The organism is Roseovarius sp. (genome assembly GCF_965277045.1).
In the GTDB taxonomy this organism is placed as follows: domain Bacteria; phylum Pseudomonadota; class Alphaproteobacteria; order Rhodobacterales; family Rhodobacteraceae; genus Roseovarius.
Map to the genome: position 1 here is coordinate 1,026,218 of NZ_OZ255712.1, position 26,319 is coordinate 1,052,536.

General features: G+C 64.6%; 25 protein-coding genes and 1 pseudogene. 12 read left to right on the top strand and 14 right to left on the bottom strand.

Features of this window, described 5'->3' with window-relative positions; translation table 11 throughout:
• Position 1 precedes the first annotated feature (1 nt).
• Together ACQY4V_RS05045 and ACQY4V_RS05050 are read right to left on the bottom strand one after the other, a co-directional pair.
• Positions 2-898 (bottom strand): heme/hemin ABC transporter substrate-binding protein, encoded by an 897-nt coding sequence (locus tag ACQY4V_RS05045; protein WP_428515799.1) that lies wholly within the window; start codon positions 896-898, stop codon positions 2-4.
• On the bottom strand, positions 895-1,947 hold the full coding sequence (locus tag ACQY4V_RS05050) for a hemin-degrading factor (RefSeq protein ID WP_428515800.1): 1,053 nt from the start codon (positions 1,945-1,947) through the stop codon (positions 895-897). Before ACQY4V_RS05050 ends, ACQY4V_RS05045 begins: the two co-directional genes overlap by 4 nt.
• 200 nt (positions 1,948-2,147) lie before the next feature.
• Here ACQY4V_RS05050 and ACQY4V_RS05055 point away from each other — a divergent pair, with 200 nt between their 5' ends.
• On the top strand, positions 2,148-4,193 hold the full coding sequence (locus ACQY4V_RS05055) for a TonB-dependent receptor domain-containing protein (RefSeq protein WP_428515801.1): 2,046 nt from the start codon (positions 2,148-2,150) through the stop codon (positions 4,191-4,193).
• Between the two features lie 453 nt (positions 4,194-4,646).
• Here the strand turns inward: ACQY4V_RS05055 and ACQY4V_RS05060 are convergent, their stop codons facing one another.
• The 3 genes from ACQY4V_RS05060 to ACQY4V_RS05070 all read right to left on the bottom strand — a co-directional run bounded on the left by ACQY4V_RS05060 (position 4,647) and on the right by ACQY4V_RS05070 (position 8,400).
• Positions 4,647-5,354, bottom strand: coding sequence for an exopolysaccharide biosynthesis protein (locus ACQY4V_RS05060; RefSeq protein WP_428515802.1), 708 nt, complete (start codon positions 5,352-5,354; stop codon positions 4,647-4,649).
• An 84-nt stretch (positions 5,355-5,438) separates the two neighbouring features.
• On the bottom strand, positions 5,439-7,913 hold the full coding sequence (locus ACQY4V_RS05065) for a vitamin K epoxide reductase family protein (protein WP_428515803.1): 2,475 nt from the start codon (positions 7,911-7,913) through the stop codon (positions 5,439-5,441).
• Positions 7,914-8,034: 121 nt separating this feature from the next.
• On the bottom strand, positions 8,035-8,400 hold the full coding sequence (locus tag ACQY4V_RS05070; RefSeq protein ID WP_428515804.1) for a hypothetical protein: 366 nt from the start codon (positions 8,398-8,400) through the stop codon (positions 8,035-8,037).
• 339 nt (positions 8,401-8,739) lie between these two features.
• On the opposite strand from ACQY4V_RS05070, the gene ACQY4V_RS05075 reads away from it, so the two are divergent.
• Both ACQY4V_RS05075 and ACQY4V_RS05080 read left to right on the top strand, forming a co-directional pair.
• Complete coding sequence (locus ACQY4V_RS05075) at positions 8,740-8,901, top strand: hypothetical protein (protein ID WP_428515805.1); 162 nt, start codon at positions 8,740-8,742, stop codon at positions 8,899-8,901.
• Positions 8,898-10,259: an APC family permease gene (locus tag ACQY4V_RS05080; protein WP_428515806.1), complete on the top strand. Its 1,362-nt coding sequence runs from the start codon at positions 8,898-8,900 to the stop codon at positions 10,257-10,259. Before ACQY4V_RS05075 ends, ACQY4V_RS05080 begins: the two co-directional genes overlap by 4 nt.
• Positions 10,260-10,289: 30 nt before the next feature.
• On the opposite strand, the gene ACQY4V_RS05085 is transcribed toward ACQY4V_RS05080, so the two are convergent.
• The 4 genes and pseudogenes from ACQY4V_RS05085 to ACQY4V_RS05100 all read right to left on the bottom strand — a co-directional run.
• Positions 10,290-10,790, bottom strand: a complete 501-nt coding sequence (locus ACQY4V_RS05085) for a c-type cytochrome (RefSeq protein ID WP_428515807.1) — start codon at positions 10,788-10,790, stop codon at positions 10,290-10,292.
• Positions 10,791-10,918: 128 nt separating this feature from the next.
• A complete protein-coding gene (locus ACQY4V_RS05090) occupies positions 10,919-11,236 on the bottom strand; it encodes a hypothetical protein (RefSeq protein ID WP_428515808.1) in 318 nt (105 codons plus the stop codon).
• Positions 11,233-13,716 carry a cytochrome c oxidase subunit I gene (gene ctaD, locus ACQY4V_RS05095; RefSeq protein WP_428515809.1) on the bottom strand — a complete coding sequence of 828 codons (2,484 nt, stop codon included), beginning with the start codon at positions 13,714-13,716 and terminating at the stop codon, positions 11,233-11,235. The genes ACQY4V_RS05090 and ctaD overlap by 4 nt, the downstream gene beginning before the upstream one ends.
• Before the next feature lie 136 nt (positions 13,717-13,852).
• A pseudogene (locus ACQY4V_RS05100) lies at positions 13,853-14,506 on the bottom strand (cytochrome c oxidase subunit II); the annotation flags it as partial.
• On the opposite strand from ACQY4V_RS05100, the gene ACQY4V_RS05105 reads away from it, so the two are divergent.
• Positions 14,399-14,917: a DUF2231 domain-containing protein gene (locus ACQY4V_RS05105; protein WP_428517164.1), complete on the top strand. Its 519-nt coding sequence runs from the start codon at positions 14,399-14,401 to the stop codon at positions 14,915-14,917. The pseudogene ACQY4V_RS05100 and the gene ACQY4V_RS05105 sit on opposite strands and share 108 nt — an antisense overlap.
• On the opposite strand, the gene ACQY4V_RS05110 is transcribed toward ACQY4V_RS05105, so the two are convergent.
• Together ACQY4V_RS05110 and ACQY4V_RS05115 are read right to left on the bottom strand one after the other, a co-directional pair.
• Positions 14,887-15,402, bottom strand: coding sequence for a CopD family protein (locus ACQY4V_RS05110; RefSeq protein WP_428515810.1), 516 nt, complete (start codon positions 15,400-15,402; stop codon positions 14,887-14,889). The genes ACQY4V_RS05105 and ACQY4V_RS05110 overlap by 31 nt on opposite strands.
• Positions 15,399-16,163, bottom strand: coding sequence for a cytochrome c oxidase assembly protein (locus tag ACQY4V_RS05115; RefSeq protein ID WP_428515811.1), 765 nt, complete (start codon positions 16,161-16,163; stop codon positions 15,399-15,401). Before ACQY4V_RS05115 ends, ACQY4V_RS05110 begins: the two co-directional genes overlap by 4 nt.
• A gap of 157 nt (positions 16,164-16,320) precedes the next feature.
• Here ACQY4V_RS05115 and ACQY4V_RS05120 point away from each other — a divergent pair, with 157 nt between their 5' ends.
• The 3 genes from ACQY4V_RS05120 to ACQY4V_RS05130 all read left to right on the top strand — a co-directional run bounded on the left by ACQY4V_RS05120 (position 16,321) and on the right by ACQY4V_RS05130 (position 20,612).
• Positions 16,321-17,148, top strand: a complete 828-nt coding sequence (locus ACQY4V_RS05120) for a Ku protein (protein ID WP_428515812.1) — start codon at positions 16,321-16,323, stop codon at positions 17,146-17,148.
• Entirely contained in the window at positions 17,145-19,589 is a 2,445-nt protein-coding gene (ligD, locus tag ACQY4V_RS05125; RefSeq protein WP_428515813.1) for a DNA ligase D, read from the top strand. The genes ACQY4V_RS05120 and ligD overlap by 4 nt, the downstream gene beginning before the upstream one ends.
• 201 nt (positions 19,590-19,790) lie before the next feature.
• Positions 19,791-20,612, top strand: a complete 822-nt coding sequence (locus ACQY4V_RS05130; RefSeq protein WP_428515814.1) for a DUF305 domain-containing protein — start codon at positions 19,791-19,793, stop codon at positions 20,610-20,612.
• A gap of 117 nt (positions 20,613-20,729) precedes the next feature.
• On the opposite strand, the gene ACQY4V_RS05135 is transcribed toward ACQY4V_RS05130, so the two are convergent.
• Together ACQY4V_RS05135 and ACQY4V_RS05140 are read right to left on the bottom strand one after the other, a co-directional pair.
• Positions 20,730-21,266 (bottom strand): superoxide dismutase family protein, encoded by a 537-nt coding sequence (locus ACQY4V_RS05135; RefSeq protein WP_428515815.1) that lies wholly within the window; start codon positions 21,264-21,266, stop codon positions 20,730-20,732.
• A gap of 221 nt (positions 21,267-21,487) precedes the next feature.
• Positions 21,488-22,342, bottom strand: a complete 855-nt coding sequence (locus ACQY4V_RS05140) for an SDR family oxidoreductase (RefSeq protein ID WP_428515816.1) — start codon at positions 22,340-22,342, stop codon at positions 21,488-21,490.
• 149 nt (positions 22,343-22,491) lie between these two features.
• On the opposite strand from ACQY4V_RS05140, the gene ACQY4V_RS05145 reads away from it, so the two are divergent.
• A complete protein-coding gene (locus ACQY4V_RS05145; protein ID WP_428517166.1) occupies positions 22,492-23,043 on the top strand; it encodes a DUF421 domain-containing protein in 552 nt (183 codons plus the stop codon).
• Positions 23,044-23,422: 379 nt separating this feature from the next.
• Here ACQY4V_RS05145 and ACQY4V_RS05150 read toward each other — a convergent pair whose 3' ends face one another.
• Positions 23,423-24,091 (bottom strand): hypothetical protein, encoded by a 669-nt coding sequence (locus ACQY4V_RS05150; protein ID WP_428515817.1) that lies wholly within the window; start codon positions 24,089-24,091, stop codon positions 23,423-23,425.
• 207 nt (positions 24,092-24,298) lie between these two features.
• Between ACQY4V_RS05150 and ACQY4V_RS05155 the strand changes: the two genes are divergently transcribed.
• The 4 genes from ACQY4V_RS05155 (at position 24,299) to ACQY4V_RS05170 (ending at position 26,287) form a co-directional block, all read left to right on the top strand.
• Positions 24,299-24,955: an ATP-binding protein gene (locus ACQY4V_RS05155; protein WP_428515818.1), complete on the top strand. Its 657-nt coding sequence runs from the start codon at positions 24,299-24,301 to the stop codon at positions 24,953-24,955.
• Positions 24,956-24,965: 10 nt separating this feature from the next.
• Entirely contained in the window at positions 24,966-25,688 is a 723-nt protein-coding gene (locus ACQY4V_RS05160) for a Crp/Fnr family transcriptional regulator (RefSeq protein WP_428515819.1), read from the top strand.
• Between the two features lie 57 nt (positions 25,689-25,745).
• Positions 25,746-25,991, top strand: coding sequence for a DUF6894 family protein (locus ACQY4V_RS05165; RefSeq protein ID WP_428515820.1), 246 nt, complete (start codon positions 25,746-25,748; stop codon positions 25,989-25,991).
• Positions 25,992-26,089: 98 nt separating this feature from the next.
• Entirely contained in the window at positions 26,090-26,287 is a 198-nt protein-coding gene (locus tag ACQY4V_RS05170) for a superoxide dismutase family protein (RefSeq protein ID WP_428515821.1), read from the top strand.
• The last annotated feature ends 32 nt before the right edge of the window (positions 26,288-26,319 follow it).

Consider the following 26,319-nt stretch of genomic DNA (forward strand, 5'->3'; position numbering starts at 1 on the left):
CCTAGCTGCCCTGTTCGTAAAGCGCGGCGTTCAGGTTACGGATACCCTCGGCGGTGCGAGGGCCGAACCCCAGAATCAAGAGCCCGTCCATCCGCACGACCGCGCGCTTTCGGGCCGCTGGGGTCAGGCGGATCGCGGGCATGTCGAAGAGCGCGTCATCGGTGATGGCATGGTCGCCGGTCCGGTTCATCATCACGATCACGTCCGGTGCGGCCTGGCCAACGGCCTCGTCCGTGATCTGCTTGTAGCCTTCGAACGCGGAGATCGCGTTCAGCCCGCCCGCCATGCGGATAATGGCATCTGCCGCGGTGCCGGTGCCGGACGCGTTGATCTTGCCGCCTTGGGTGGACAGGACGAAGAGGACGCGTTTCTTGTCCCCCTCGGGACGTGCGGCATCCGATATTGCAGCCTGCATCTCGGCCTTGACCTTGGCGGCCAGGGCGCCCGCCCGGTCCGGTACGTCGAGCGCATCGCCCACGACCGAGATCTTGCGCAGGATGCCTTCGGTGGTCAGCGCGTCGGGAACCTCGACGAATGTCACGTCTGCCGCGCGGATCACGTCAAGGGCCTCTGGCGGCCCGGCCCCTTCCTCGGACAGGATGAGCGACGGACCGACCGACAGGATGCCCTCGGGCGACAGCGCCCGCATATATCCCACGTCCGGCAGGCTTTCGACAGAAGGCGGATAGGTCGACGTCGTATCGCGCGCCTTCAGCCGGTCTTCCTGACCCAGCGCCGCGACGATTTCGGTGACGGAGCCGCCAATGGACAGGACCGTGGCATGCGGGTTTTCAGAGGTCTTTGCCTGCTGTCCGCTGACGGAGAAGGCCGCTACGGCACCTACCATCGAGATGCCGATCGCGAGGAATGCCGCCTTTGCACCCGATTTGCACGTCATGCCGCCACCTCTTCGGCCGATTTCAGCTTTGAGACGATTTCGCCCCAGGCCGGGCGGGAATCGCGGCCTTCCTTGCCGACGCCGAAACACTGGAAGATGAGGCCTCCATCGGCATCGAAGGCTTCGACCGAGACAGCCGGACCGCGTTGCGTGGGCTTTTCGACAGCCCAGAGTTCCGCCACCTTGTCGCGCCGCAGGTGAAGGTTGAATCCAGGATCCATCACGTTCTGCCACGGCCCCATCGGGTGCAGGGTGACGATCGGACCGGAATGGATCTGGATGCAGCCGCGGTTGCCGACGAACAGCATGATCTCGATCCCGGCATCGCGCACGGCGTACAGCATGTCGTCCACCGCCTTGGGGTCAAGCTGGCGCACGAAGGGTGCGCCAGCGATGCGGTAAGCGCCGAGGCGATTAATCTTCAGCTTGGAACACAGACGCAGAAACTGGTGGGTGTCGGTCAGACGCGCCCACTCGTCACGCAGGATATCGCGCTTGTCGAGGCGCGATTTCGGCGCTTCGGTGGACTGGCGGGGTGCGACCGCCTGCGTGTCGGACTGATCTTCCACGGCGAGGTCCGCAACCAGCCCGGCCCAGGCATCGTGTCGCGAGGAGTCGCGCAGGTGGATCTTGTGGATCGCGTCACCCGCCGCATCGAAGATCTGGATCGACCGGCGTGGCCCCGTCTCTGTCTCGGTTTCGACCGCGAACCCGTGTACCCAGTGGGATTGAAAGATTCGCAGGTCGATATTCTCGGTCAGGGTCATCGCGGCATGATCGCCGGGATGATAGTTGCCGTACTCACCGACCTTTTCATGCACGCAGGCCTCGACGCGGGTCAGGGCCATGACCTCGCCCAGCTGTTCGGCGGCGGGGATAACCCGGTCGGGATGCGCCGCGATTCGCATCACGCCCCGGCCCACCTCGGCGGCCACCAGCTCTGCCTCGGAAATGTCCAACGCCTGTGCTGCATCGCGGGCGCGTAGCTTGGGGTTTTCCGCCCGATGGGCGCGAATGTCTTCTGGGGTTGGGGAGGTGCGGTCGCTCATGGGGCATCCTTCGGTATGCGTGCAGGTCCGATGGCTGCGCCCGGTCTTCCAACGGTGCGTGGCTCTTGAATTTACTTGACTGTTTTAGTCGGATTGGTTTAGCGCTGCAACCCGTCGCGATGGGTATCATCGAAAAAGACGAAAACGCCGCGCCAGCCTTTTGCAAGCAACGGTTCTACTTTTGCAAAAGGAGCGAGCGCATGCTCACCATGAAGTTGCGCGGCACGACCGCGCTGATCTGTCTGTCACTGGCTGGAACGGCCACCGCGCAGGAGGAGCCGGGGTTCCTGGGAACGCTGATCCTGACACCCGGAAAACGGGATCTCAGTTTTGGCACGGCGTTGTCGCGGACCGTCATTGACGAAGAGGAGATCAAGGACCGGCAGGCGAGCACGGTCGCGCAGCTGATCGATTCCGTACCCGGCGTCACGCTGGTCAACGGCACCACGCCGCAGGGGTCGGGGATAAACATCCGGGGCTTCGGCGCGAACACGACCTACGGGTCGGATCAGAAGATCGCGGTGCAGATCGACGGCGCGTCGGTCGGGTCGGAAGAGCTTTACCGCATCGGAACGCAGCTCTTCACCGATCCGTTTCTGTACAAAGAGGCCGAAGTGCTGCGCGGCACGATCGGCAGCTTTGCCTACGGCTCGGGGATCGTCGGCGGCGTCGTCCGGCTGGAAACCAAGGACGCTTCCGACTTTACGGGCGGGGAACTGGGTTTTGGCGGATCGCAGACGCTGGAATTCAGCACCAACGGCAACGGGTTCGTGAGCTCGACCAACCTCGCGTGGATGCCGGCGAAGGGAGCGGAGTTCCTGCTGAACTATACCTGGCGCGACCAAGGCACGCTGGAGGCCGGGGATGGCACCAAGATCGGCAACAGTTCGTTCGAGACGCCGTCGTTCCTGGCCAAGGCGCGGTTCACCTTTGGCGACGACGATGCGCATTCGCTGATGTTCAGCCATTCGCGGACCGAGGCGGACGACAAGGATGTGCCCTATGACCAGTTCCAGACGACGCCCGGCAGTTTTGGCCGGGTCGACCGGCTGACCGACACGAAACAGACGACCGTCGAGTACCGGTTCAATCCCGCCAACGACCTGATCGATCTGCGCGCGAACCTGTCCTACGCCGATCAGAAGATCGACAATACCTACATCGACGGAAGCTCGCCCCTTCAAGGCGGCCAGCCGGTGGCCGTGTTCTGCGCCAACCCCTTCTTTGGCGTGATCTGCGCCGACAACCGCTACCAGACGACCAAGCTGACCCTGTCGAACCGTGCGATGTTCACGACCGGCACGATCGAGCATGACATGCTGGCGGGGATCGAGGGCATTCACAAGAAGCGCCTTGATGCCAATAGCGCGCCGGGGGGGACGGACGACCGTTTCGCCGCCTTCGTGGTGAACGAGATGACCATCGGCCAGACGACCGTGACCCCCGCGATCCGGTACGAGACATCGCGGATCAAAAGCTCGGGGGCGCTTGGGAGCGCGCCTCGCAGCTATTCAAGTGACGCGCTGATGGGCGGCTTGGCCGTGGCCTATGATTTCGGCAACGGCGTTTCGGTGTTCGGCAGCGCGGCCTATACCGAGGGGCTGCCGCCGATCGACGACCTGGGCGACACCGCCACCGCGCAGCGCCGCCTGGCCACGACCGAGAAATCGCACACGTTCGAGATCGGGGCCGCCTACACCGGAACCGACATCTTCCGAGAAGGCGACTCGTTCACGCTGCGCGGGAACCTGTACCAGACGAAGCTGTGGGACATCACGACCTATACCGTGGCCGGCGCCATGGGAGATGATCTGGACGGTGTCACGACCGAGGGGGTCGAGCTCGAGGCGTCCTACGGGACCGCCCGGGGGTTCTACGTGGACTTCGCCGGGCACCTGGGCGAGGGGCACGAGTACAATCCCGACGGCACCTCGCAGACATGGCGCAACTCTGCGGCAGACCGGGTGCAGCTGACAGTGGGTCAAAGGGTTGGGGATTACCTCGATCTCAGCTGGGAGGTTATTCACGCCGCTGACCGCTTTGACGCGCTTGGCTCGGATCTGGGGGATACGACCGTGCATAACCTGCGCGCCACCTGGGCACCCGGTACGCGCTGGCTTGAAGGCAGCGAAGTGCGGTTCGGGATAGAGAATGCCTTCGATGCGGATTACGTGGGGCACCTGTCTTCGCCCAACCGCAAGGCGCCGGGCCGGACCCTGAAAGTGTCGCTCAGCCGAACGTTCTGAAAGTGGGCGCGCCGGGCGACGGGTGGCGCTTGGCTTGGGAAATGAATATGACAGATCCTACGGGCTGACCCACGCTGGCGTCCGGCCCGAGGAGACTTTTTCATGCCGACGGATCCCGCCACCCGAGCCGCCCGCCTGTACGTCGCCCCTATGATGGATTGGGGAGACATGCTGTAGTTCATTGTTTTTAATTGAATAATCTATCATCTGGTGTCAAGTAGCAAAGAAATAGCAATCCCGGAAGTTTCCCCCGAGCGGTAGCCGTTGGGGATGTTCTTCTGGTAGACTCAGCTCAGACTATTCGCGTCCCGTATCCATGATGGCGGGTTTATAGGCTGTCGTAGCACCTGAGGTGCACATGGCTGTAAAGACGGTCGATTCACATTCGTCAAGAAACCCTCAGAAATCCGGACCGCCCAAGTAGTGGCAATAACCGAATTGCCCGCTCTGGTGTCAGACCCAATAATAGATCGCTACAGGCAATATCGACAGCAGGCCGAGCGAAACAAGCGCCAACACGCCGTCGCGGGTCAATAGGCTGGCGGCGAAGAGCGCGATCACAGCCGAAGCTATGGAGCCGGACGTTGGCACGATCTCCATGAACGGCATGAACAATGTGAGCGCCATCACGAGGGTCAACGGCAGCCACATCCAGGGACGGTGAAACAGCCAGGTCAGTCGCGGTTTCAGGAAGCGCTCGACAAGACGGACGGGCCGCCGCAGCCAGCGGATGCCCTTGCAGAGCTTCGCGGTCGACAGCCTTCGACGGGTGACGAAACCCGGCAACCAGAAGCTCTTTCGCCCCACCATCATCTGCGCCACGAGGATGAAGACCAGCGCCGCCACCACGGCGGTGATCCCGGGGATGGCGCTGGCCGGCGAGGTGGAGACCAGGGAGAAGGCCAGCATCAGCGCGGCGAAGGAAGAGTGACCAAACATATCGACCACATCCTCGACCGAAATCTCCTCACCCGAAACGGAGCGCTCGAGTTCGTCGAGAATATCGCTCAGTGCATGGGTCGCGGGGTGGTTCATGCCGGTTTCTCCGTCATTTGAGTGCGAACGGCAGGACGGTGCCACCGAGGTGGATCGTACAGTCGCGTTAACGGGCAACGGGGTGATGCCGCCTGGCAGCAGCACGCCATCGGTCAGCCGGGACATTCGCGTGCCCGAGAACCAGACGCCCATCGCCGGCCCAAGGAAGAGGGCCGCGCCGACTGTGAGCGGCAGGCTTGCAAACCTTGCTCATACCACCACGCGCGACCAGCCGCCGTAGTTGTGGCGCACAGGTCCGCGCGGCAGGCTGACGGCCATCAATGCCAGCCCGGCGGCGATGTCGGCGCCGCTCTGGAGCCAGGTGGCCTCCATCACCAGCGCGCAAATGACCAGCGCCGCGCCGAGGCAGACGTTGAGGAACCGCGCGGCGCGGATGCTTTCGGCCATGGCGCTGACGGCGATGGTGACTGCCAGCGCGCCGATCAGGTGGTCGGTGTTGGCCAGGGTACCCTCGGTGCCCAGGGTCAGCCGGGTGAACATCAGCCAGGTGCCGATCGCCACGCTGGCTGCCAGCCCCCAGGTCACGCTCACGCCGCCGCCCATCATCTCGCGCACCACGGCGCCGGCGGGCCGCTCGAAGCTTTCGTCGCGGCGGTCGTCCGGCCCCTCATCGGTGTCGCCGGTCAGGAAGACCCGCAGGATCGGTGCACCCGCCCGGTGACGGCGGCGCAGTAACTGGCAGGTCGCGATCAGCTCGTCCACCGCGTAGGGGATCTGGACCAGCATGGCGGCGGCGGTGATCAGGCAGAGCGTGCACCATGTGCCCAGCAAGATCGGCTGGATGATGATGAAGGTGATGGAGATCACGCCCAGGGGAACGATCATGATGCCGAAGATGAGCACCAGCCAGGGCATCGTGCGCCAGCGCCGGGCCGAGCCGATGAAGCCGATGAGGATCTCCAGCAGGTAGGTCAGCGCGCCAAGGCCGGCATCCGGCACCGGCCAGGCCTTGGAGATATCGGAGGTGATGATCTCCTCGGTGCCGTTCTGCGGGTTGTCGGGGCTGCCCGCGAAGAATGGCTCCCAGACCCCGTCTACGTGCCCCATCTGGTAGGCCGCGAGGTAGCGTGACACAAAGAGCCCAATGAAGGCCAGCCCGATCACCGGCATCCGCTGGGTCCAGTCGGACGGAGAGTAATCCCAGCCGAGCGGGATCGTCGGCCCGGTGGTGGCCGCCATCGTCCCGATCCCCGGGGCGGGGCGGGTGCAGACCGCAAGGCCAAAGATCGCCGCCCCTGCCAGCGTGCCGTTGAGATAGGCCGCGGCACTCTCGGTCCAGAAGACCAGCGGCGCGGTCATGATCCAGGCGGCGACCGCAGCGACCCCCCAGCGGACCAGTGCGGCGCGCCAGGAGAGTGCCAGGAAACTGCCGATCACCACCACGAGACCCGCGGCGATGTCGCTGACCAGTAGGCCGGTCAGGTCCGTGTAGCCCCAGATCACCGGTGCGGTGATCACCCAGGCTCCCAGCCCGATGTTGAGGAACTGCGCCCAGACGTTTCGGGCATGAGCGGTGCGGAACTGGTCTTCGTGACGTCTGCGCAACGCTTCGGGGTCGTCACGATCCTTTGCCGCCTGAAGCCAGTGTGGCTTGGTGAGACCATTAGCCTCGTACCAGCCCGCCGGGTCGTTCTTGAGCCTGGCGATCATCGCCGGCAATTCCTCGCGGATCGAATGCTTGGGCGTCCAGCCCAGCAATTCTTCGGCGCGGGAGATGTCGAGCTCGTAGTGGTCATCCGCCATCCGGACCATGAACGGCTTTATGAAAGGCTCCTCGCCCTGGTCGAAATCATCCGGCACGACCGGCTCGGCCTTGACCTGCGCCCAGGCCCCCGCGGCCGCGATCGGCTTGGGGACCGAGAGCGTCTGCCACTCCTCGGTGCCGTGAATCAGCTGCGCGATGCGCCGTTGCAGCGCGTCATAGCCCATGGCCTCGCGCTCGCCGACCAGGATCTTCACGTCCTCTGACAGATCGTCCCGGCGGTCGACCGTGCGGGCGAAGGCCTCGAGCATGTCGTCCTTGTGCAGGAAGGATTGGCCAGTGGACAGGTCGCCGGAATAGGCGTGCGATTTCGGGTCGCGTTCGTAGATGCGGCGGATCTGCTCGGCGAGCGTGGGCACGGCTGTGCGTTCGTCGTAAAGGCCGGCAAGATGCAGCAGCGCATAGGGGATGCCGCCATGTTCGGCGCGGATCACCTCCTCGGTGCGCGCCTTCGAGGCGGGATAGGCCCAGCCCGGCTCCACCGGAGTGTCTTCGGTGACCGGGATCCCGGGGGCCGAGGGGCGGTGCACCAGCATGGTGCCGGAATAGATGAAACGGTCGACGCGGAACTGCCGCAGCCCGCGCAGCAGGTTGCGGGTGCCCTCCACGTTGACCTGCTCATAGAGCGGGCTGTCCTCTCCCGAGAAGTCGAAATAGGCGGCAAGGTGGATGACGGCGGCTATGTGATCGCCATGCTGTGAGCGGACCTGTTCCAATGCGCTGCCGACCGACGCCGCATCGGTGATATCGAAGGCGAAGATGTCCTCGGCTTCCTGCAGGTCAAGGCCGACCACCCGGTAGTCATCCGCCAGCCGCCGCGTCAGGGCGCCACCAAGGTTACCGGCAGCCCCGGTGACCAGAACCAGGGGTTTCCGCCGATCGTTCTGCGTGCTTTCGGTCATGCAGTTCTCCCGGTGTTCCTTGCGCCGGCTTTGTCCACCGCGCCGGATGTGACAGCCGGACAGTCAGCCGCGCGATGACCAGGTCTCTTGATTCAACACCGGCCGATCCGCCGCGTTCCAATCACGCAACGATGAAAGCGATTGCCACGGCCGCCAGTGCCAGGAGCCCGGCGACGACCCACCGGGCGCGCCGCCGCGATCCGTCGCCTTGCCTATCTTCCGGTCCCGGTTTGCGGTCGGCGCTTGCCGATCGGGTCCCCTCCTGTTGCATGGCCGTCGACACCTGTGCCGCGCTCGGCGGAGTTCCTGCCGCTTCGTCGTCCGTGCCCAGCGGCGCAGCGGCGGGGTCCTGGAATGCAACCTTGTCGCCACCCGCGCCGCGGTCGATCCGATCGCGCAGGCGTGCCGCTCCGGCTGCGCCAGAGCGCCGGCCGGGCGTGGAAATGTCGCCGTGCTTTCGGTCCGTGGGGTCGGTTTCGGCGTTCATTTGAACCTCTTTCGAGCACACTGGTGATGAATTCGACTAACAGATGCGCGCGGATAATGTTCCGATGGGTCCTCGCGGCAAGGGAGCTTTTCTCTGCGCGCAAAGGGTCCCGGCCTCACCTTGGTCGGAGACCGGATGGATTGAGCGGAAAGACGCCGCATCTGGACAGGCCGCGCGCTGCCGGGAACTGTCGCGATCACAGGCGGTTACCGATTCAGGAGGATCCGGGTGATGAGGCAGGAAAACAGCCGTCAATTGCGAACGCGGAATGGAGATTGGATTTCCCCGCGAGAGTTGCAAGAGGTTCTCGCCGAAGAGGGATATTCCTGGAGCGAAAGGATGAACTTCCTGAACTCGGTCCTGACCGACCTCGCGGCAGAGAGCGCCGAGCATGGCGCACCCGACGGCAAGGCCGCAGCATTGCTCGCAGAGGTTCGGCGCATTCTGGAGGATGAGCAGGACAAGTACGGGCGGCGGCCGATGGCGGAGGATTTGCCGTGAGCGATGTCGCGACCAAGGGCGCCGCACAAGGGTCGGGTGACGAAAATGGCAAGCTCAAGCGTGCGATCGGCCCCGGTCTGCTTTTATTGTTCATTGTGGGCGACGTCCTTGGCACCGGCATTTACGCCCTGACCGGGAAAGTCGCCGAAGAGGTGGGTGGCATCGTCTGGCTGCCCTTCCTTGTCGCCTTTGTCGTCGCGACGCTGACGGCCTGCAGTTACCTGGAACTCGTCACGAAATATCCCAAGGCCGCCGGAGCGGCGCTTTACACGGAAAAGGCCTTTGGAATCCACTTTGTCACGTTCCTCGTAGCCTTCGCCGTCATGTCCTCGGGCCTGACATCCTCGTCCACCGCCGCCCGTGCCTTTGCCGAGAACTTTTCGACCGGGTTCGGTCTGGAACTTGGAGCCTGGGCGGTGACCCTGATCGGCTTGGCCTTTGTCGGTGCGGTTGCGCTGATCAACATGCGCGGCGTCGGAGAAAGCGTGATGGTCAACGCGGTCTTCACCTGCATCGAATTGACCGGGCTGTTCATCATCGTGGTCATCGGCATGATGGTTTTTGGCAACGGCGAGGCCGACATCGGCAAGGCGTTCGAGTTCGGCGACAAAGAGGATGGCGTCTTCTGGCCGGTGATCGCCGGCACCACGCTGGCCTTCTTTGCCATGGTCGGTTTCGAGGATTCCGTGAACATGGCCGAGGAGACCAAGGAGCCGAGCCGCATCTTCCCGAGGATGCTGTTTGCCGGGCTGGGCATCGCGGCGGTTCTTTACCTCGTGGTGTCGATTGTCGCGATCTCGATCGTTCCGATCGACGATCTGGCCGAGGGTGACACGCCGCTTCTGAAGGTCGTGGAGGCAGGCGCCCCGGGCTTTCCGCCGTGGATCTTCGGCCTGATCACGATGATCGCGGTGGGGAATTCCGCGCTGATCAACCTGCTCATGGCCAGTCGCCTTGTCTACGGCATGAGCGAGGAGGGGGTGCTGCCTGCCGTTCTGGGAAAGGTGAACCGGGCGCGGCAAACGCCGGTGACGGCGATCATTTTCACGACGCTGCTGGCGGCGGGGCTGATCACCTTCGTGGGTGCTGTGCCGGAACTGGGCGGCACGACGGCGCTTTTGTTGCTGGGTGTCTTTACCATCGTCAACATCGCGGTGCTGGTGCTCAAGCGCGACAAGGTCGATCACGAGCATTTCCGCACGCCGGTCTGGGTGGCCGTGGCCGGCGCGGCGACATGCGCCTTTCTTGTCGGCCCCTGGACGGGCCGCGACCCGGCGCAATACCTCATCGCTGCGGTGCTGATCGGGATCGGCGTGGTGCTTTGGGTAGTGACGCGGTTGTGGATGCGCAAGGAATAGGCCCTGCGCATCCAGTCGGGCGCCTGCGGGTCATTCGACCTTGGCTTTCGCGTCCCCGCGCAGGTCGGCGACATCATCCGCACCGACGCCCGCGGCGTCGTTTGACCAGCCCTGCCGGACGAAACTGGCCAGTTCTGCCGCCTCCTTGTCCGTCAGCCGGTCTGCAAATCCGGGCATCCGCGGGCTGTAGGGACGCTTGGGCGTCGAGGGCAGTTCCGAGCCGTTCAGGATCATCGAGATCAGCCCGGTCGGGCTTTCCGCCGTGACCAGCGCATTTCCATCGAGTTCTGGAAAGACCTCGTCGGCGCCGCGCCCGTCGGCGAAATGGCAGGCGTTGCAGTTGTCGATGTACAATCGGGCCCCCAGAGGCATGTCCGGGTCGGCCGAGGCGATCAGGGCCTCGGTCCCGGTCCTGTCGCCGGAGCGTGCCGGCGCCGCGCCGCCGTCGTTCAGCCCCACAAGGAAGGCCGACATGGCGGCAAGGTCCTCTTCGCTCATGAACTGGGTGGTATCCCGGATGACCAACTGCATCTCGCCGTTGACTGCCGCATGGGCGTTGCGCCCGGTCGAGAAGATGGCGACCAGGTCCTCCGGGCTCCACCCGGCTATGGCGCGCCTCCTGAGGGTGTGAGGGGATCCGACAAAGTCAAAGCTGCACCTCAACTGCATGTCGTGATGGACACGACCGGCAGAAGCGTCCAGATGGTGGCGACCAGACCCACCCAGCCCCCGGCGAGGCTGACGAAGCGGACCAGGTCGGATGACGGGTGCGGCCAGGAGTAATGCGCGGCCAGAAGCGCCAGTTGCGCCAGGATCGCCAGGGCATAGCCTGCGCCCAGCAGCACGCCGGGCAGCCCTACGCCGAACATCGTCCCCGTCAGGCCGTGGCCGCAGATCGATCCGTGCAGCCCGTAGACCGCGCTGAACGCGGCGAGCCACAGCAGGGGCGAGACCAGTATACGCAGGACATCCGTCATGACAGGAACCCGGGCAGGTGCGCGGCCAGAAGGATCAGTGTTCCGGTGGCGACCAGGTAATCGACCCAGAGGCCAACCACCGGAAAATCCGCCCGGCGCCGGGCCGACGTCAGCCCGGCCCGGACCTTGGCGGTGAGGACGGCGATCATCAGCGCGGCCAGTCCCGCGTGGACCAGACCGTAGGCGCCCAGCACCGTCAGCGTCGCGCCATAGGCGTGCCCGTCCGGGTCCGGCGCGCGCAGCATCATCGCCGCGCAGGCGATCCCGATGGCGCAGGCGGCGGCGAAGGACAGTCCAAGCGCGGCCAGCACGTTGGCGTCGCGGCGTACCCCCCGGATCGCCACCCGCATGGCCAAGGGTCCGGTGGCCGCGCCCGCCAGGCCGATGCCGATTTCCAGGCCCGAGGGGGTGAACCACGCAGGCGGCGGCCAGCCCGGGGCCACGGTCCAGAGAAAGGCGAACCCGAATAGGAGCGACCCGAAGAAGGTGGCGTTCGCCGTCAGCAGGAAGACCGACCCCCACCAGCCTGGCGCCCGGTCGGTCGCGGCGGCGGGGGGCAATTCCAGCCCGTGGCCGATGTCCTGCGTGGGCAGATCGTCGCGACGGCCCAGCGCCCAGACCCAGCGGCAGGCCAGCGCTGCCACACCGGCGAGGGCCAAGGGGGTCAGCCAGTAGAGCTTGAGCAGGAGCGACAGGAAGAACAGGCCCGTGACCGCGGACATCACGATCGGCAGGCGGGTGTTCGACGGGTAGATCACGTGGAAATCCGGTCGGCCGGAGGCGACGTCGACGGTCAGCGTCTCGCGGCAGCCCTGCCGGGGGTTGTCGAGGTAGCCTTCGCCGCGGGCCAGCCGCAGCGCGAGGTCCGGTTCGCACGTCAGCGGCTCGCGGTCGGTGACCTGCGGCAGGCTGGCGAAGTTGTAGGGCGGAGGCGGGACCATCATCGCCCATTCCAGCGTGCCTGCCTTCCAGGGATCTCGCCGGCCCCGCAAGGCCGTCACGGAATTGAGGATGATATCCAAAAGGACCATCGCCAGACCGATCGCCAGCACGAAACTGCCGATGGAGGACACCAGGTTGATCGCGGTCCAGCCATCCTCGGGCGCATAGGTCGGGATGCGGCGGCGCTGGCCCAGGAGGCCGACCCAGTGCATGGCCAGGAAGGTCACGTGGAATCCGGTGAATACCAGTGCGAAGGCGAATTCCCCCAACCGGAAGAACCGCTTTCGCCCGGTGACATGCGGCAGCCAGTAGTAGATCCCGGCCAGCACCGGAAAGACGAAGCCGCCGAACAGGACATAATGCAGGTGCGCGGTGACAAAGGCGGTGTCATGCACCTGCCAGTCGAAGGGCACCACGGCGACCATCACGCCGGTTAGCCCGCCGATCACGAAGGTCACGAAGAATCCCAGGATGTGCAGCATCGGCATGTGCAGCTCGGGCCGGCCCCGCCACATGGTGCCGATCCACGCGAAGATCTGCACCGACGTGGGCACCGCCACCAGCGTCGAGGCGGCCGAGAAGAAGGCCAGTCCCATGTGCGGGATGCCGGTGGTGAACATGTGGTGGACCCACAGCCCGAAGGACAGGAAGGCCAGCGCCACCGCCGCCGCGACGATCCAGCCGTAGCCCAGCAGCGTGGTGCGGCACATCACCGGCAGCACGGTCGAGATCACGCCCGCGGCAGGCAGGAAGATGATGTAGACCTCGGGGTGGCCGAACAGCCAGAACAGGTGCTGCCAGAGCAGGCTGTCACCGCCCAGCTCGGCCTGGAAGAACGGCAGGCCGAAGGCGCGCTCGACCTCCAGCAGGACGGAGCCGAGGATCAGCGGCGGAAACCCCGTCAGGATCATCAGCGCGGTCACCAGCGCATACCAGGCGAAGATCGGCATCCTGTCCAATGACATGCCCGGCGCGCGGTATTTCAGGATCGAGACGGTGATCTCGACCGCCGCCGCGATGGCCGATATCTCGACGAAGGTGATGCCGATCAGCCAGAAATCGGTGTTGATCCCGGGCGAATGGATCGCGCCGCTGAGCGGGGGATACATGAACCAGCCGCCGTCGGGGGCGATTCCCAGCAGCATCGACATCAGAAGCATCGTTCCGCCGAAGACGTAGCACCAGTAGCCATAGGCCGTGAGCCGCGGGAAGGCCAGGTCGCGGGTGCCCAGCATCTTGGGCAGCAGATAGATCGCCAGCCCCTCGAAGGTGGGGATGGCGAAGAGAAACATCATGATGGTCCCGTGCATGGTGAAGATCTGGTTGTAGATCTCGGGCCCCGCGAAGGCCGAATGCGGCGTGGCAAGCTGGGCCCGGATCAGCATCGCCAGAAGCCCGCCGACGACGAAGAAGAAGAAGGCGGTGACGAGGAACATCCGCCCCAGGTCGGTATGGTTCACGGTCGAGAACCAGCCGCGGAAGCCCGGCTCGGACGCCCAGATGCGAGAGAGGGCGCGATGGCGCCGGAGTGCGTTCATTCGGGTTACCTGCAAGGAAGGCCGTCCAGCCGGCCGCGTCATGCGCGGTGACGCTGAAGGTCAGGTCGCCGTAGCCCGGGCCGCTGAACTCTGCGCTGAGGCCCCGGTAGGTGCCCGGCTCGTCGGCCTCGATCCGCAGGATGTTCACATGGCCGGGGATCGCATCGAGCTTGCCGGCAAGCCGGGGCACCCAGAACGCGTGGATCACGTCTTTGGTCGTGATCGCCACATCGATTGGCCGCCCGGCGGGAATGTGCAGCACCGCGCTGGTCGTCCGGTCGGCCGCGTCGGCATAGGTGAACACCCAGCCGTCGCGGCTGCCGGTCGCGGTGACCTCGACGACCTCGTCGCCGGCGCGGGGCAGCAAGCGTTCACCGATCACCAGGCCGTAGGCCAGCAACGCGGCAAGCACGGCCATCGGAAAGGCCAGGCCAAGGCCGATCACCCAGGTGCGAATGCCGTGCCTTTCGCTGCCCGGCCCGCCACGGCGGAGGAAGGGCAGGGCCGTCAGTACCATCACCAAGGCGAAGATCAGCGTCGCCCCGGCCAGCAGCACCCACCACAGGGTCGCGATCTCGCGGGCGGCCGGTCCGGCCGGATCGACGACGGACAGCGCCCCTTCGCAACCGGCAAGCGTCACAAGCGTTGTAGTCGCAACGACAGTGCGACACAGTGGGGCGGCATGGCGACGGAACCGATGGTGAACGAGGAAGACGAGGAACTGATCGACCCGGTCAGCGAACGTCCAGGCTATGGGGAAACGGAATCGCAGATCGCGATCCTGGGCCATCCGATCCACGCGATGAGCGTGGCGTTCCCGGTCGCTCTGACCTTCTGCACCCTGGGGGCGGATGCGCTCTATTGGTGGACCGGCGACGCGTTCTGGGCGCGCGCGGCCTTGTGGGCCGCGGGCACCGGTTTCCTGTTCGGGATGTTCGCGGGACTTTCCGGCACGGCCGAACTGCTGTTCGTGCCGGGTATCCGCGCGCGGGCCCCGGCCTGGACGCATTTCATCATCGCGGTCACATTGCTGGCGCTTCTGGGGGCCAACTGGGGACAGCGACTTTACGGATATCAGGAGGCGGTGCTGCCCTACGGCATCCTGATGTCGGCACTTTGCGTCTGTGTGGTGGGCTTCACGGGATGGCATGGGGGCAAGCTCGTCTTCGATTACCGGCTGGGGACGTCCAAGGGCAACTGACCGCCCCGGGGTTCGGTCATCCATTCGGGAAAGCTGATCCAGTCCAGCGTCGGTTTCGCCAGAACAAGGGTGAGTATGAACAGGCAGGGCACCAGTGCGGCCGCGACGGGCATCAGGGGGTGTGGCGGCCTGTGTCGGCCCGGCTTCTCGGCGACCTTCACCAGAACGTGGCCGATCCAGGCATGGACGGCGACAAGGAGCGCGACGAAAGCGAGCTTGGCATAAAGCCATGGCACGAAAACCTCGCGCAGGAAGATCAACCAGGTTCCCGCGATGACGGTCAGCACGGCGGCGGGGGTGACGATCATTGTGTAGGTCATATGGGTGGCGTGCCGGATGATGCGATAATCGTCGGCGACGACGGCAGGGTCATGGCGGGCCAGCATGAGCGGCAGTACCAGCAGTCCGCCGCACCACAGCGTCAGCCCGGCGACATGCAGCAGCTTGAGCAGCGGCACGGTCGAGAGGATCCAGTCGAGTGTCATGCCGGCCCCGAGGACAGGTGCGACCAGGAGCGCCGGGCCACGACGATGGCGGCCGCCGCATAGGGAACACCGGCCGGCACCCACATGATCAGCCCGCCCAGCTGCTGGTCCTGAAGCGGCGTGAGGCCCCAGAGGAACGGTGCTACGGCATGCGCCGCGTATAGCGGCGCGGGGGCAAATGTCAGGATCGCGCCAAGCATGCCCATCTGCGCAAACCCCGCCACCACGAAGACCAGCCGGTCGATGGGTGCATCCTCGATGGCGAAGATGCCCCGCCAGAACCAGACGGCGCTGCCAAGCAACGTCAGTTGCATCAGCCAGTAGACCGCCACGTTGGATAACGCCAAGTCGTAGCTTGCCGGGACGTGCCATATCCACAGGACCGCCGTCGAAGCCGAAAAGGGCAGGGCCAGGCCGGTCCTGCCGCGCCCGCGCCTAACCACCGCCAGAAGCGGCGCCGCCACCGCCACCAGAAGAACGTGATGCAGCACCCGCGCCGAAAACAGGGCAGAGGAAAGCGCACACAAGGGCGAAACGAACGCGACGAACATAACCGCGACAGCCGCCAGCCCGGCAGGCTCGCGGCGCAGCAGCGCCGTCAGCCCCAAGAGCGCCGCGAGAACCGCCGGATCGAGGTTCCAGCTTGCCCAAAGCTCTGCGGGCGGCGGCGGTTGTCCGCAGTAGATCCCGTCCATGATCAGAAACCCCCCGGGCCTGTCCGTCGCTTCGTTGCGCGTGGCGGCAAGGTGGGCCTGCCGCACAACTTCCTTCCTATCGAACCCAAACCCGCATTCCCACCGAATGTTTCCGCGGCTGCCGCCCGCGCCGCGCCCCGGAAAGGCCCGCGTTGAACTCCTGCGTCGGTTCGGGCGTTGACCCCCCGACGTTGCACCCCGCGCGGCAGGAAAGGCAAGGATCATGGCATCACGCGCTCTCTGGACAGGACAGCTTCGCCTGTCGCTGGTGTCCATTCCGGTGGAAATCCATTCCGCCCGCAATTCCTCTTCGCGCGTGTCGTTCCGCCAGATCCACGAGCCCTCGGGCAAGCCCGTGCGCTACCAGAAGACGGTTCAGGGGGTCGGCCCCGTCGAGAACGATGACATCATGAAGGGCTACGAGACCGAGGACGGGGACTATATCCTGCTCGACAAGGACGAGATCGACGCGATCAAGCTGGAAACGAAGAAGACGCTGGAACTCGTCCAGTTCGTCGAGACCTCGGAAATTGCGCCCATCTGGTTCGACCGGCCCTATTACGTCGTGCCCTCCGACGAGCTTGCGGAGGATGCCTATCGCGTGGTCCGCGATGCCCTGCGGCAGACGAAGAAGGCGGGTCTCGGTCAGCTGACCATGCGCGGTAAGGAATACCTGTGCGCCATCCGCCCCTGCGGCGACGGGCTGTTGATGGAGACGCTGCATTACGAGGCGGACATCCGCGACGCCGACCCGCTGTTTTCCGGGATCGAGGATGACGCCTCGGACGAGGAACTGCTCGAGGTCGCCACCCAGCTGATCGACAAGAAGACCGCGCCCTTCGATGCCTCGGCCTTCGAGGATCACTACGCGGCGGCCCTGAAGGACCTGATCGCCGCGAAGATGAAATCGAAGAAGACGCCCCGCGCGAAGGCCGCCGATGACGGTGGCGGCGCCGAGGCGGAGAACGTGGTCGACCTGATGGATGCGCTGAAGAAGAGCCTGAAGCAGAGCAAGGGCGGCAAGTCCACCCGCCGCAAGAAGGCTTCGTGAGATCCCTGGACGCATATCGCGAGAAGCGGGATTTCGACGTCACGCCGGAGCCCCGCGCCGAGCTTGTCGACGCCGGCGGCGAGCGCCTGTCCTTCGTTGTCCAGAAACATGACGCCAGCCGCCTGCACTACGACTTTCGCCTGGAACTGGGCGGTGTGCTGCTGTCCTGGGCCGTGACCAAGGGCCCCTCGACCGATCCGTCGCAAAAGCGCCTCGCGGTGCGCACCGAGGACCACCCGGTGTCCTATGGCGATTTCGAGGGCACCATCCCGAAAGAGGAATACGGTGGCGGCACCGTCATGCTGTGGGACAACGGCTGGTGGGAACCTCTGCACGATCCCGAGGAGGGCCTGAAGGACGGCAAGCTGCATTTCCGGCTGCACGGCGCGCGGATGAAAGGCGGCTGGGCGCTGGTGCGGATGCGCGGGAAAAAGGGCGAGAAACGCGAGAACTGGCTGATGATCAAGGAACGCGACGATTTTGCCGGGCGCACCGCCGATGCACTGACCAACAAGCACCGCACCTCGGTGACCACGGGCCGGGCGATGCGTGCCATCGCCGGGGGCAAACAAGCCGCCACCCCCGCGAGACACGCCAAGCCGCTGCCCCGCTTCCGCAAGGTCCAGCTTGCCACCCTGCGCGACGCCCCGCCCGACGGCGAGGGCTGGCAGCACGAGGCCAAGTTCGACGGTTATCGCTGTGTGATCGCCGTGGGCAAGGGCGGGGTGCGGCTCTACTCGCGCAACGGCAAGGACTGGTCGGACCGCTTCGGGGCGCTCTGCGAACCGGCGGCGGCGTTGGCCTGTGGCTCGGCCCTGATCGACGGGGAAGTCATCGCCGGGGCCGGCGGAGGGGATTTCTCGACGCTTCAGAAGGCACTGAAGGCGGGCGACCCGCTCACCTGCTACCTCTTCGACATCCTTGCCCTCGATGGCGAGGATCTGACCGGCAAGCCGCTCTCCGAGCGGCGCGCGGCGCTGGAAGGGCTCATGGACGGGCAGCCGCCCCGCGGGCCGCTCCGCCTCAGCCCGGTGATCGAGGGCGATGGTGCCGCCGCCCTTGCCGCCATCTGCGAGGCCGGCGGGGAGGGCCTCATCTCCAAGCGCATCGACGCGCCCTATCGCGGCGGTCGCAGCAAAAGCTGGATCAAGTCCAAGTGCATCCGCCGGGCCGAGTTCGTGGTCGCCGGATGGTCGCCCTCGGACAAGAAGGGCAGGCCGTTTTCCTCGCTGATCCTAGGGAGCTTTGAGGCGGGCACGCTGATCTACCGGGGTCGCGTCGGCACCGGGTTCGACGGCGAAGACATGGCGGACCTGATGGCCGCCCTGAAGCCCCTTGCCCGCAAGACAGCCCCGTTTGACGAAGACCTGCCCGACGAGGCAGCGGGCGCCCGCTGGGTCACGCCAAGGCTGGTCGTCGAGGCGGACTATGCCGAGTTCACCAGCGAAGGCCGAATACGCCACGGCGTCTACAAGGGCCTGCGCGAAGACAAGGAGGCCAAGGACGTGAGTGCCAGCGCCGAAGCGAAGAACGACAGTGCCGACGGCGAGAAAACCATCGGCGGCGTCCGCATTTCCAGCACCTCGCGCAGGGTCTATCCCGATGCGGGGCTGACCAAGGGCGAGGTTGCGGAACACTACGCCCGGGTGGCCGACCGCATGCTCGATGACGCCGCCGACCACCCCCTGGCGCTGTTGCGCTGCCCAGATGGGATCGCGGGCGATTGCTTTTTTCAGAAACACGCCGGCAAGGGCTTTCCCGAGGGAGTCAAATCCATTCCCATCGAGGAAAAGGACGGCGATACAGCCGATTACATGTATGTCTCCGGTCCCGAAGGCCTCCTTGGCGCGGCGCAGATGGGCACGCTGGAATTCCACATCTGGGGTGCACGCCGCGACCGGATCGAACGGCCCGACCGGATGGTGTTCGATCTCGATCCCGACGAGGGTCTCGGCTTCGCCAAGGTGAAGGCAGCGGCGCAAGAGGTGCGCGAGGGCCTGAGCGCCTGCGGACTGGACAGCGTGCCCATGGTCACGGGCGGCAAGGGCGTGCACGTGATCGTGCCGCTGCGCCGCATCAGCGAGTGGGTGACGGTGAAAACCTTCGCCAAGACCTTCGCCACCGTGCTGGCGGAGCGGCACCCGAAGCGATATACCGCCACCATGTCCAAGGCCAAACGCAAGGGGCGCGTGTTCATCGACTGGCTGCGCAACGAGCGCGGCGCCACCGCCATCGCCCCCTATTCCCTCCGCGCGCGCCCCGGCGCCGCGGTCGCGGTGCCGGTTACCTGGGCCGAGTTGCAGGACCTGAGCCGCCCCGACGGCTTCCATGTGGGCGATATGGCGGCACGTCTGAAACGCCCGTGTCCGCTGCGGTCGGCAAAGGCGCGCGGTATCGGAACCGAGGTCGTGGAAGCTCTGGAAGACTGGTCTCGCGACTGAAAGCCCTTGGGCGGCACATGCGGGCCATGCGATCCTGGCGTGCTTGGACGCAACGACCGGTCCGAGGAGCCGCGTATTGCATGCCCTGAGCTGATGCCTGTCCCGATCGAACTTCGAGCGGTCATGTGTCGACCGTTCGGTGCCTGTGCTGACACCCCCCGGGCCTGCTTTGAGCCCGGTATGCCAAGAATGGAGAGCCGCATGACCTACATCCGCTTCGCCCTGATGATCCTGACCTCAACGGTCGTCATGTTCGTGCTCATGTATCTGAACACCTACGCATTCGAGCATGTTTTCTTCAGCGAAACCCGGCTCTGGACGGCCATCCTGATGGGGGCGACCATGGCTTTCGTCATGCTGGCTTTCATGGCCTCCATGTATCCCAGCCGCACCGTCAACATCAGCATTTTTGCAGGCAGCGTTGTCGTCTTCGGCCTGTCTCTCTGGCTGGTGCGCAGCCAGGCCACGGTTGACGGAGAAAGCTACATGCGGGCGATGGTACCGCACCATTCCATCGCCATCATGACATCGGAACGGGCCGGGATCGAAGATGCCCGGGTGGAAAAGCTGGCGGCCAGCATCGCCGAGGCCCAGAAGAAGGAGATATCCGAGATGCGGGCCCTTGTCGCCGATCTGGATGCGGGCGAGGTGGTGCAGGAGGTCTTTGAAGATCCGGCGCCCCGGAACGGTACGCTGGACGACGCGCTGAACAACACGCTGCTGTCGGAACTCGATCTCGCCCCATTGCCGGCAGATGCCGGGCCCGTGGGCGAGACCTGTCGTTTCCGTCGCACCCTCACCGAAGATCCCGTCATGCTCGCCACGGCCGACGGAAATGCGGCGAGTGTCAGTTTGAACGGCGTCATCCTTTCGCTGAAGGGCAGCGAGGACGGTACGGTCTTCACGACCGAGGGCCTGGATATCACGCTCGACTCGGTTGATGCATCCCGCTTCGATACGCGGCTGACGTTCTCGATGACCCGGGGGCCGACCGTTTCGTATGGCGGCTTCTGGTCCTGCTGAAGGCAGGCAGGTCATCGTCGGAATATGGCGCCGAATTCCGAGCCGAAAGCGTGGTGCAATCGTCCCGGTGGCGGCCACCCCGTGCCTTGAAGGACCGGCGCCGGGGTGGCCGAAGGGTTACTCGATGACGGCGCAGGCGATGCGCTCGCCGGCATCGCCCGATGGCTGACTCTCGTAGTCGTCGGGACCGCTGTGCAGCATCAGCGCACGGCCTGACAGATTGTCCTGCTCGCCGCCCAGCATTGCCTGATGATTGAGCACCTGGGCCTTCAGCGTGCCATCGCTGGCCACATACTGGTTGGGCATGTCACCGGCATGAGGGCCGCCATCCGTGAAGAAGCCGTGATCGTTGCTCGAAACCGCGAGATGCCCGCCCGCGGACTTGAAGCCGCCCTGGGTATCGCATTCCCCGGTCTCGTGAATGTGGAAGCCATGCCAGGTTTCCGGCGGCAGCTCGGCCAGGTCGAGCTCGATCAGCACCCCCGAAGGTGTACCGGTGAGGGTTGCCGTCCCGATCTCCGTGCCTTCGGCATTGATGAAACTCGCCTGCGCATCGGCGTCCTGCGCCTGTGCCACGTTGGCGAGGCCGAGCGACATGGCCGAGGCAAGCAGCAGCAGCCGGGCAGGGCGCAAGTGTTGGGATGGATTGGTCATGGGAACCTCCTTGGTATTGTTAGGGCGGAGGCCGTGGGGCCACCGCGTCAGCGTGCGACGGGCTGAATTTTCGGTCAGGACGTCATTGGGTCGTACGATGATGGTCTCCTCTCCTGATTGCCATTCGTCACCGGCGTCGCGTTGCCGGTCGATGGCGGTGTGACCGCCGGCAACGGTCGGCGCCATTTGGCCTAACCCGCCGGGGTCACGACAGCCATCGGTCAGATCATGGGAATGCCGCCGGTGACCTCCACCGTGGCGCCGGTCGTGTAGCTTGAAAGCGGATCGGCGAGCATGACGTAGGCGGTGGCGAGTTCGGCGGGCTGCGCGGGGCGGCCGATCGGCTTGTCCTCGCCGAAATGGGCCACCGAGTCCTTCGGCAGCGTCGCCGGGATCAGCGGCGTCCAGACCGGGCCGGGCGCCACGCAGTTTGCGCGGATGCCGCGCGGCGCCAGCATCTGTGCCAGCCCCACGGTGAAGTTCTGGATCGCGCCCTTGGTCGCGGCATAGGCCAGCAGGCCGGGGTTGGGCTTGTCGGAGTTGATCGAGGCGGTATTGATGATCGTGCCGCCCTTTTCCATCACCGGGACGGCGGCCTTGCAGAGGTAGAACATCGAATGGATGTTGGTGCGGAAGGTCATCTCCCACTCCTCGTCCGGGATGTCCTCCAGCGTGTCGAAATGCATCTGGTGGGCGGCATTGTTCACCAGGATGTCGAGCCGACCGAAGGCCTCGTGCGTGTCGCGCACCAGCGCCCGGCAGTGATCGCCGCTCTGGATGTCGCCGGGCATGACATAGGCCCGCCGACCGGCGTCTTCCACCAAGGTGCGTGTCGTATGCGCCTCGTCGTGCTCTTCCAAGTAGGAGATCATCACGTCGGCGCCTTCGCGCGCGTAGGCCAGCGCCACCGCGCGGCCGATGCCGCTGTCGCCGCCGGTCACGAGGGCGGCCATGCCTTCAAGCTTGCCGGACCCCTTGTAGCTGTCTTCGCCGTGGTCGGGGCGCGGCTCCATCTGATCGGTATGGCCGGGCGTGCCCTGGGGCTGCTCGGTAAAGGGGGGCTTCGGATAATTCATGAGACTTCTCCGCGTTGGTGCTGGGGAGTCAACGGCCGCGATGTTCCAATGTTCCAGCCCGTCTGCGCCCTGCGTTCAGGTGAAAAACTGTCTTAGCGGTGCAAGAGGGTTAGGTAGACAGCACAAATGCGTCACGAATGGAGAAAATCATGGATTGGTCAGGCATGTTGTTTCAGGGGTGGAGCGGGATCCTGCGCACCGCGATCGTCGGCACCCTTGCCTATGCGGTGCTGGTCGTCGCGTTGCGGACGTCCGGCAAACGGACCCTCGCGAAACTCAACGCGTTCGACCTGGTGGTTACCGTGGCTCTTGGGTCGACTCTCGCCACCATCCTTCTCAGCAAGAACGTCGCACTGGCCGAGGGCGTGACGGCGCTGCTGTTGCTGATCGCATTGCAATACGGCGTGACGGCCCTGTCCGTGCGTTCGACCTCGTTCGCGCGCATCGTCCGTTCGGAGCCGACCTTGCTGCTGCGCGATGGCGAGGTCCTGCCGCGTGCGATGAAGCGCGCCCGGGTCACCGAAGCGGAACTCGAGACAATTGTGCGCACGGAAGGGCAGCGCGACCCGGAGACGGTTGCTGCCGTCATCCTGGAATCCGACGGCTCCTTTTCCGTGATCGCAGGGCCGGAGGCGGTCCGCCGCACCGGATTTCAATCCTCTGAATCCGGGGTCGCGACACGGGAAGGCCATGCCGGGTAGCTGGCGTACCGGGCATTGCCAAGTTGGCGCCATTACCCACAATTCTCTAACTTTTGTCGGTTAGATCCTTCAATTGCGATGGTCCAGGCCGGAGACGAGGGGAGGTACATGTTTGATTTTGGCAAGGATCTCGCTTATCCGAAAACAGGTCCGTAGTTTTCTGACCCGGACTGAGACATGATCGAATTTTCTTAACACCTTGATGATGTCGGCCCTGTCCTACATGTGGTCCTGCAGGATCGGTGGGAATGAACTGGTATCTTTGAACGCCAGTTCGATCTCGGTTCGAGGGCAATTCACCTAAGACGACAAGGTGATGCGGGAAGGGGACGGCATCTTCTGCGTTTGGGAGCCGGACGACTCTTGCAACTCGTGTAGATCAGAGAATTGAAAATTCATCAAAGATGTCGTCGATCTCTTTCCCGGCGGCCGCAAGCGCGGCCTGCTTCGCCCAATCTCCGGTGTATTTCTTCCGGGCTTGCCGTGACGTGTGATCGTTCATCAGCATGCCGGCGAGCGTCGCATCCTCGCTAATTGCAAACACCACGTCGTAGACGATGGATCGGCAGATATGAGCGCCGGTTCCGAACGCCGAGGACCAGACCTGCGACACGTAATTCGCGGCAACGAGCGTGCCATCGGGATGGACAAACAGCGGCCATTCCTGCTGCTCGGCAATCTGGCGCAGGGTTTCGAGATATTTTGGGTCATCATCCTGAAGCAGGCGCGCATCGACAAAGTGCTGCACGCTCGGGTGAATGGAACCGGGGTATTCTTCTCGACCGGAACGATGCCGGGTCTTGCGGAGCTTGTAGTCCCGGAGGCGATAACGGTCCTCGGTCCAGACCAGGTCGCGGCCGAACTTGAGATCATGCCACTCCCGTCGAAGAGGAGTCAGCGGGGGCACCGCGATCGCCAGGGCCCGGTTGCGTTTGATCATGCGCCTTGCCGGGTTTGTTTGCCGCGGCACTTCCGCAAGAACCTCCTGCGCGCGAGGGTGGATGGTCGTGATGTCGATCGCGAAACGGACGCGGCGATGTTCCGGCACGCGGGCAGACGGCGCCAGATGTCGCGGAAGTTTGCCGGACCGGAATTTCCGCCGCGCCAGCAACCCTATGTTGTCGCGGTCTCAGGACATACCCGGATAGGATGAGAGGACGCGCTGCCTCGTCATCTCCTGTTTCCCAGTCCGCCGCTTTGCCGTTTCGGAGCGGGCGTAATCGCGTACAACAGTCAACATCCAGGAGAAATCGACTTGGAGTCCAATACCTCTACCGGCACGGGTGACCGGGAAAACGAGCAGGAGTTGCTGCTGCTCAACGAAGCGGAGCACAGGCATGCCAACACGCTTCAGATCCTGTCGAGCCTTGTCAGTCGCAGCCTGCAGGAAGCCGAGACAGCCGAGGCGCGCGAGGCGCTGAGCTGGGTCAGCGAGTTGGTCGAAACGCTCGGCAGGCTGCACGGCCTGACGCGCGAAGGCGCGCAGGGCGACACGGCCGACCTGCTTGGCAGCATGGCACGACAGTGGCAGCGCATCTGCAACGGCCATATTCGTATCGTGGTCGAGGCCGAGCCCGGGCTGAAGATGGCACAAAGCCAGCATACGATCGTCATCCTGATCGCGCAGGAACTGGTGCTCAACGCGATCAAGCACGCCTTCCCGGAACAGCGCCACGGCACGGTTCATGTCCGGCTCTATGCTTGTGGGGACGGAAATGCTACTCTCGAGGTGGAAGATGACGGGGTCGGCCCGAGGGCTGGCAGGTCGAACCAGTGCAAGCGAGGCACCGACTCCACTGTACATGGACGATCGCTGACCCGGGATCTCTCCCTATTCTTGGGGGGTGGTCTGCAGCGTGGTCAAAGTCATACGAATGGCGGCTACCGGGTCACTGTCTGCTGGCCGCTGTAAGGACCATCGAATGCAAGATGTGAGCGCTCTGACGCGCAAGCTGCGCAACGGTGCGGCGCTCTCCGGCGAGGACATGGAGCGCCTCGAGCGGATCGCCCTGACCTCTCGCTGCGTCCCGGCCAACACCGACTTGATCAAGGAGCATGAGATCACCGAATACGTACACGTGATCGAGTCAGGAGTTGCCTGCCGCTACAAGATCACACCGGACGGCAGTCGGGCTATTTTGGCGCTTCTGTTGCCGGGCGACTTCTGTGACTTGCATGTCGCGATCCTCGACCACATGGATCATTCCATCGGCACATTGCAGGAAAGCCGGGTATCGCGCGTGTCGCGGGACGACGTCTTGCAGATGCTGGCGGCCTCCCCGGCAATCAGCCGGGCCTGCTGGTGGGCGACGCTGGTCGACGAGGCGGTGCTGCGCGAGTGGTTGGTGAACGTTGGTCGGCGCCGGACGGACCAGCAACTCGCCCACTTGTTCTGCGAACTCTACACGCGGCTGGAAGCCGTTGGACTGGCCGAGAATGACCGGTTTCGAATGCCATTCACGCAAACCACGCTGGGCGATCTGGTGGGGGTTACGCAGGTCCATGTTCAACGCACGATGACCCAGCTGCGTGACAGGGGACTGATCACCCAGCAGGACCGCGAGATCGGCCTGCATGACTTTGACGCAGTAGCGGAATACAGCGATTTCGACGCGACGTATCTCCACCTCGGAAGGCCAATCTGAAGATGCCGGGCCGGGACGGCGCCAGAGGAATGAGTGACCCGGAGAAAAGGAGGCCAAGTGGCCCACTTCTATTTCGATGTGAATGACGGACGAAAGCGCTCTGTCGACGATTATGGTGTCACTTACAAAACCAAGGACGAAGCAAAGCAAGCCGCCATGCGAGAGCTTTCACTGATCATCCGTGATGACTTGCCGGATGGAGAACGAGCAAACTACGTGGTGACTGTGCGGGACGAAACCAGCACACCGATATACGTGGTGATGGCGGCAGTGATGGGGGAATCCCTGCTTGAGTCCACGTGATGCGATATGGGGCTTGGGCAGGGCAGGCTCGTCTCGGCATGTTCCAGCGGTTGGAACGGGAGTGAGGAACATCCGTGGCTCTGTTCTGTTGGTTCCCAATGACGGACGAGAATTGGCAAGACACCGATGCTGAAGCCAGCAGCGCCGGCTCGCTGACCGGCACCCCGTCCGGCGCATTGATCGAGGTCGACTTGCAGAACCTACCGGCCGATGGCTGGCACGGGTTTCACATCCACGAGGAAGGGGTGTGCGATACCGAGAGCGGGTTCAAATCCGCAGGCGGGCAACGCCGGTGACACCGAGCACGGCCTGCTGGTCGAAGGCGGGG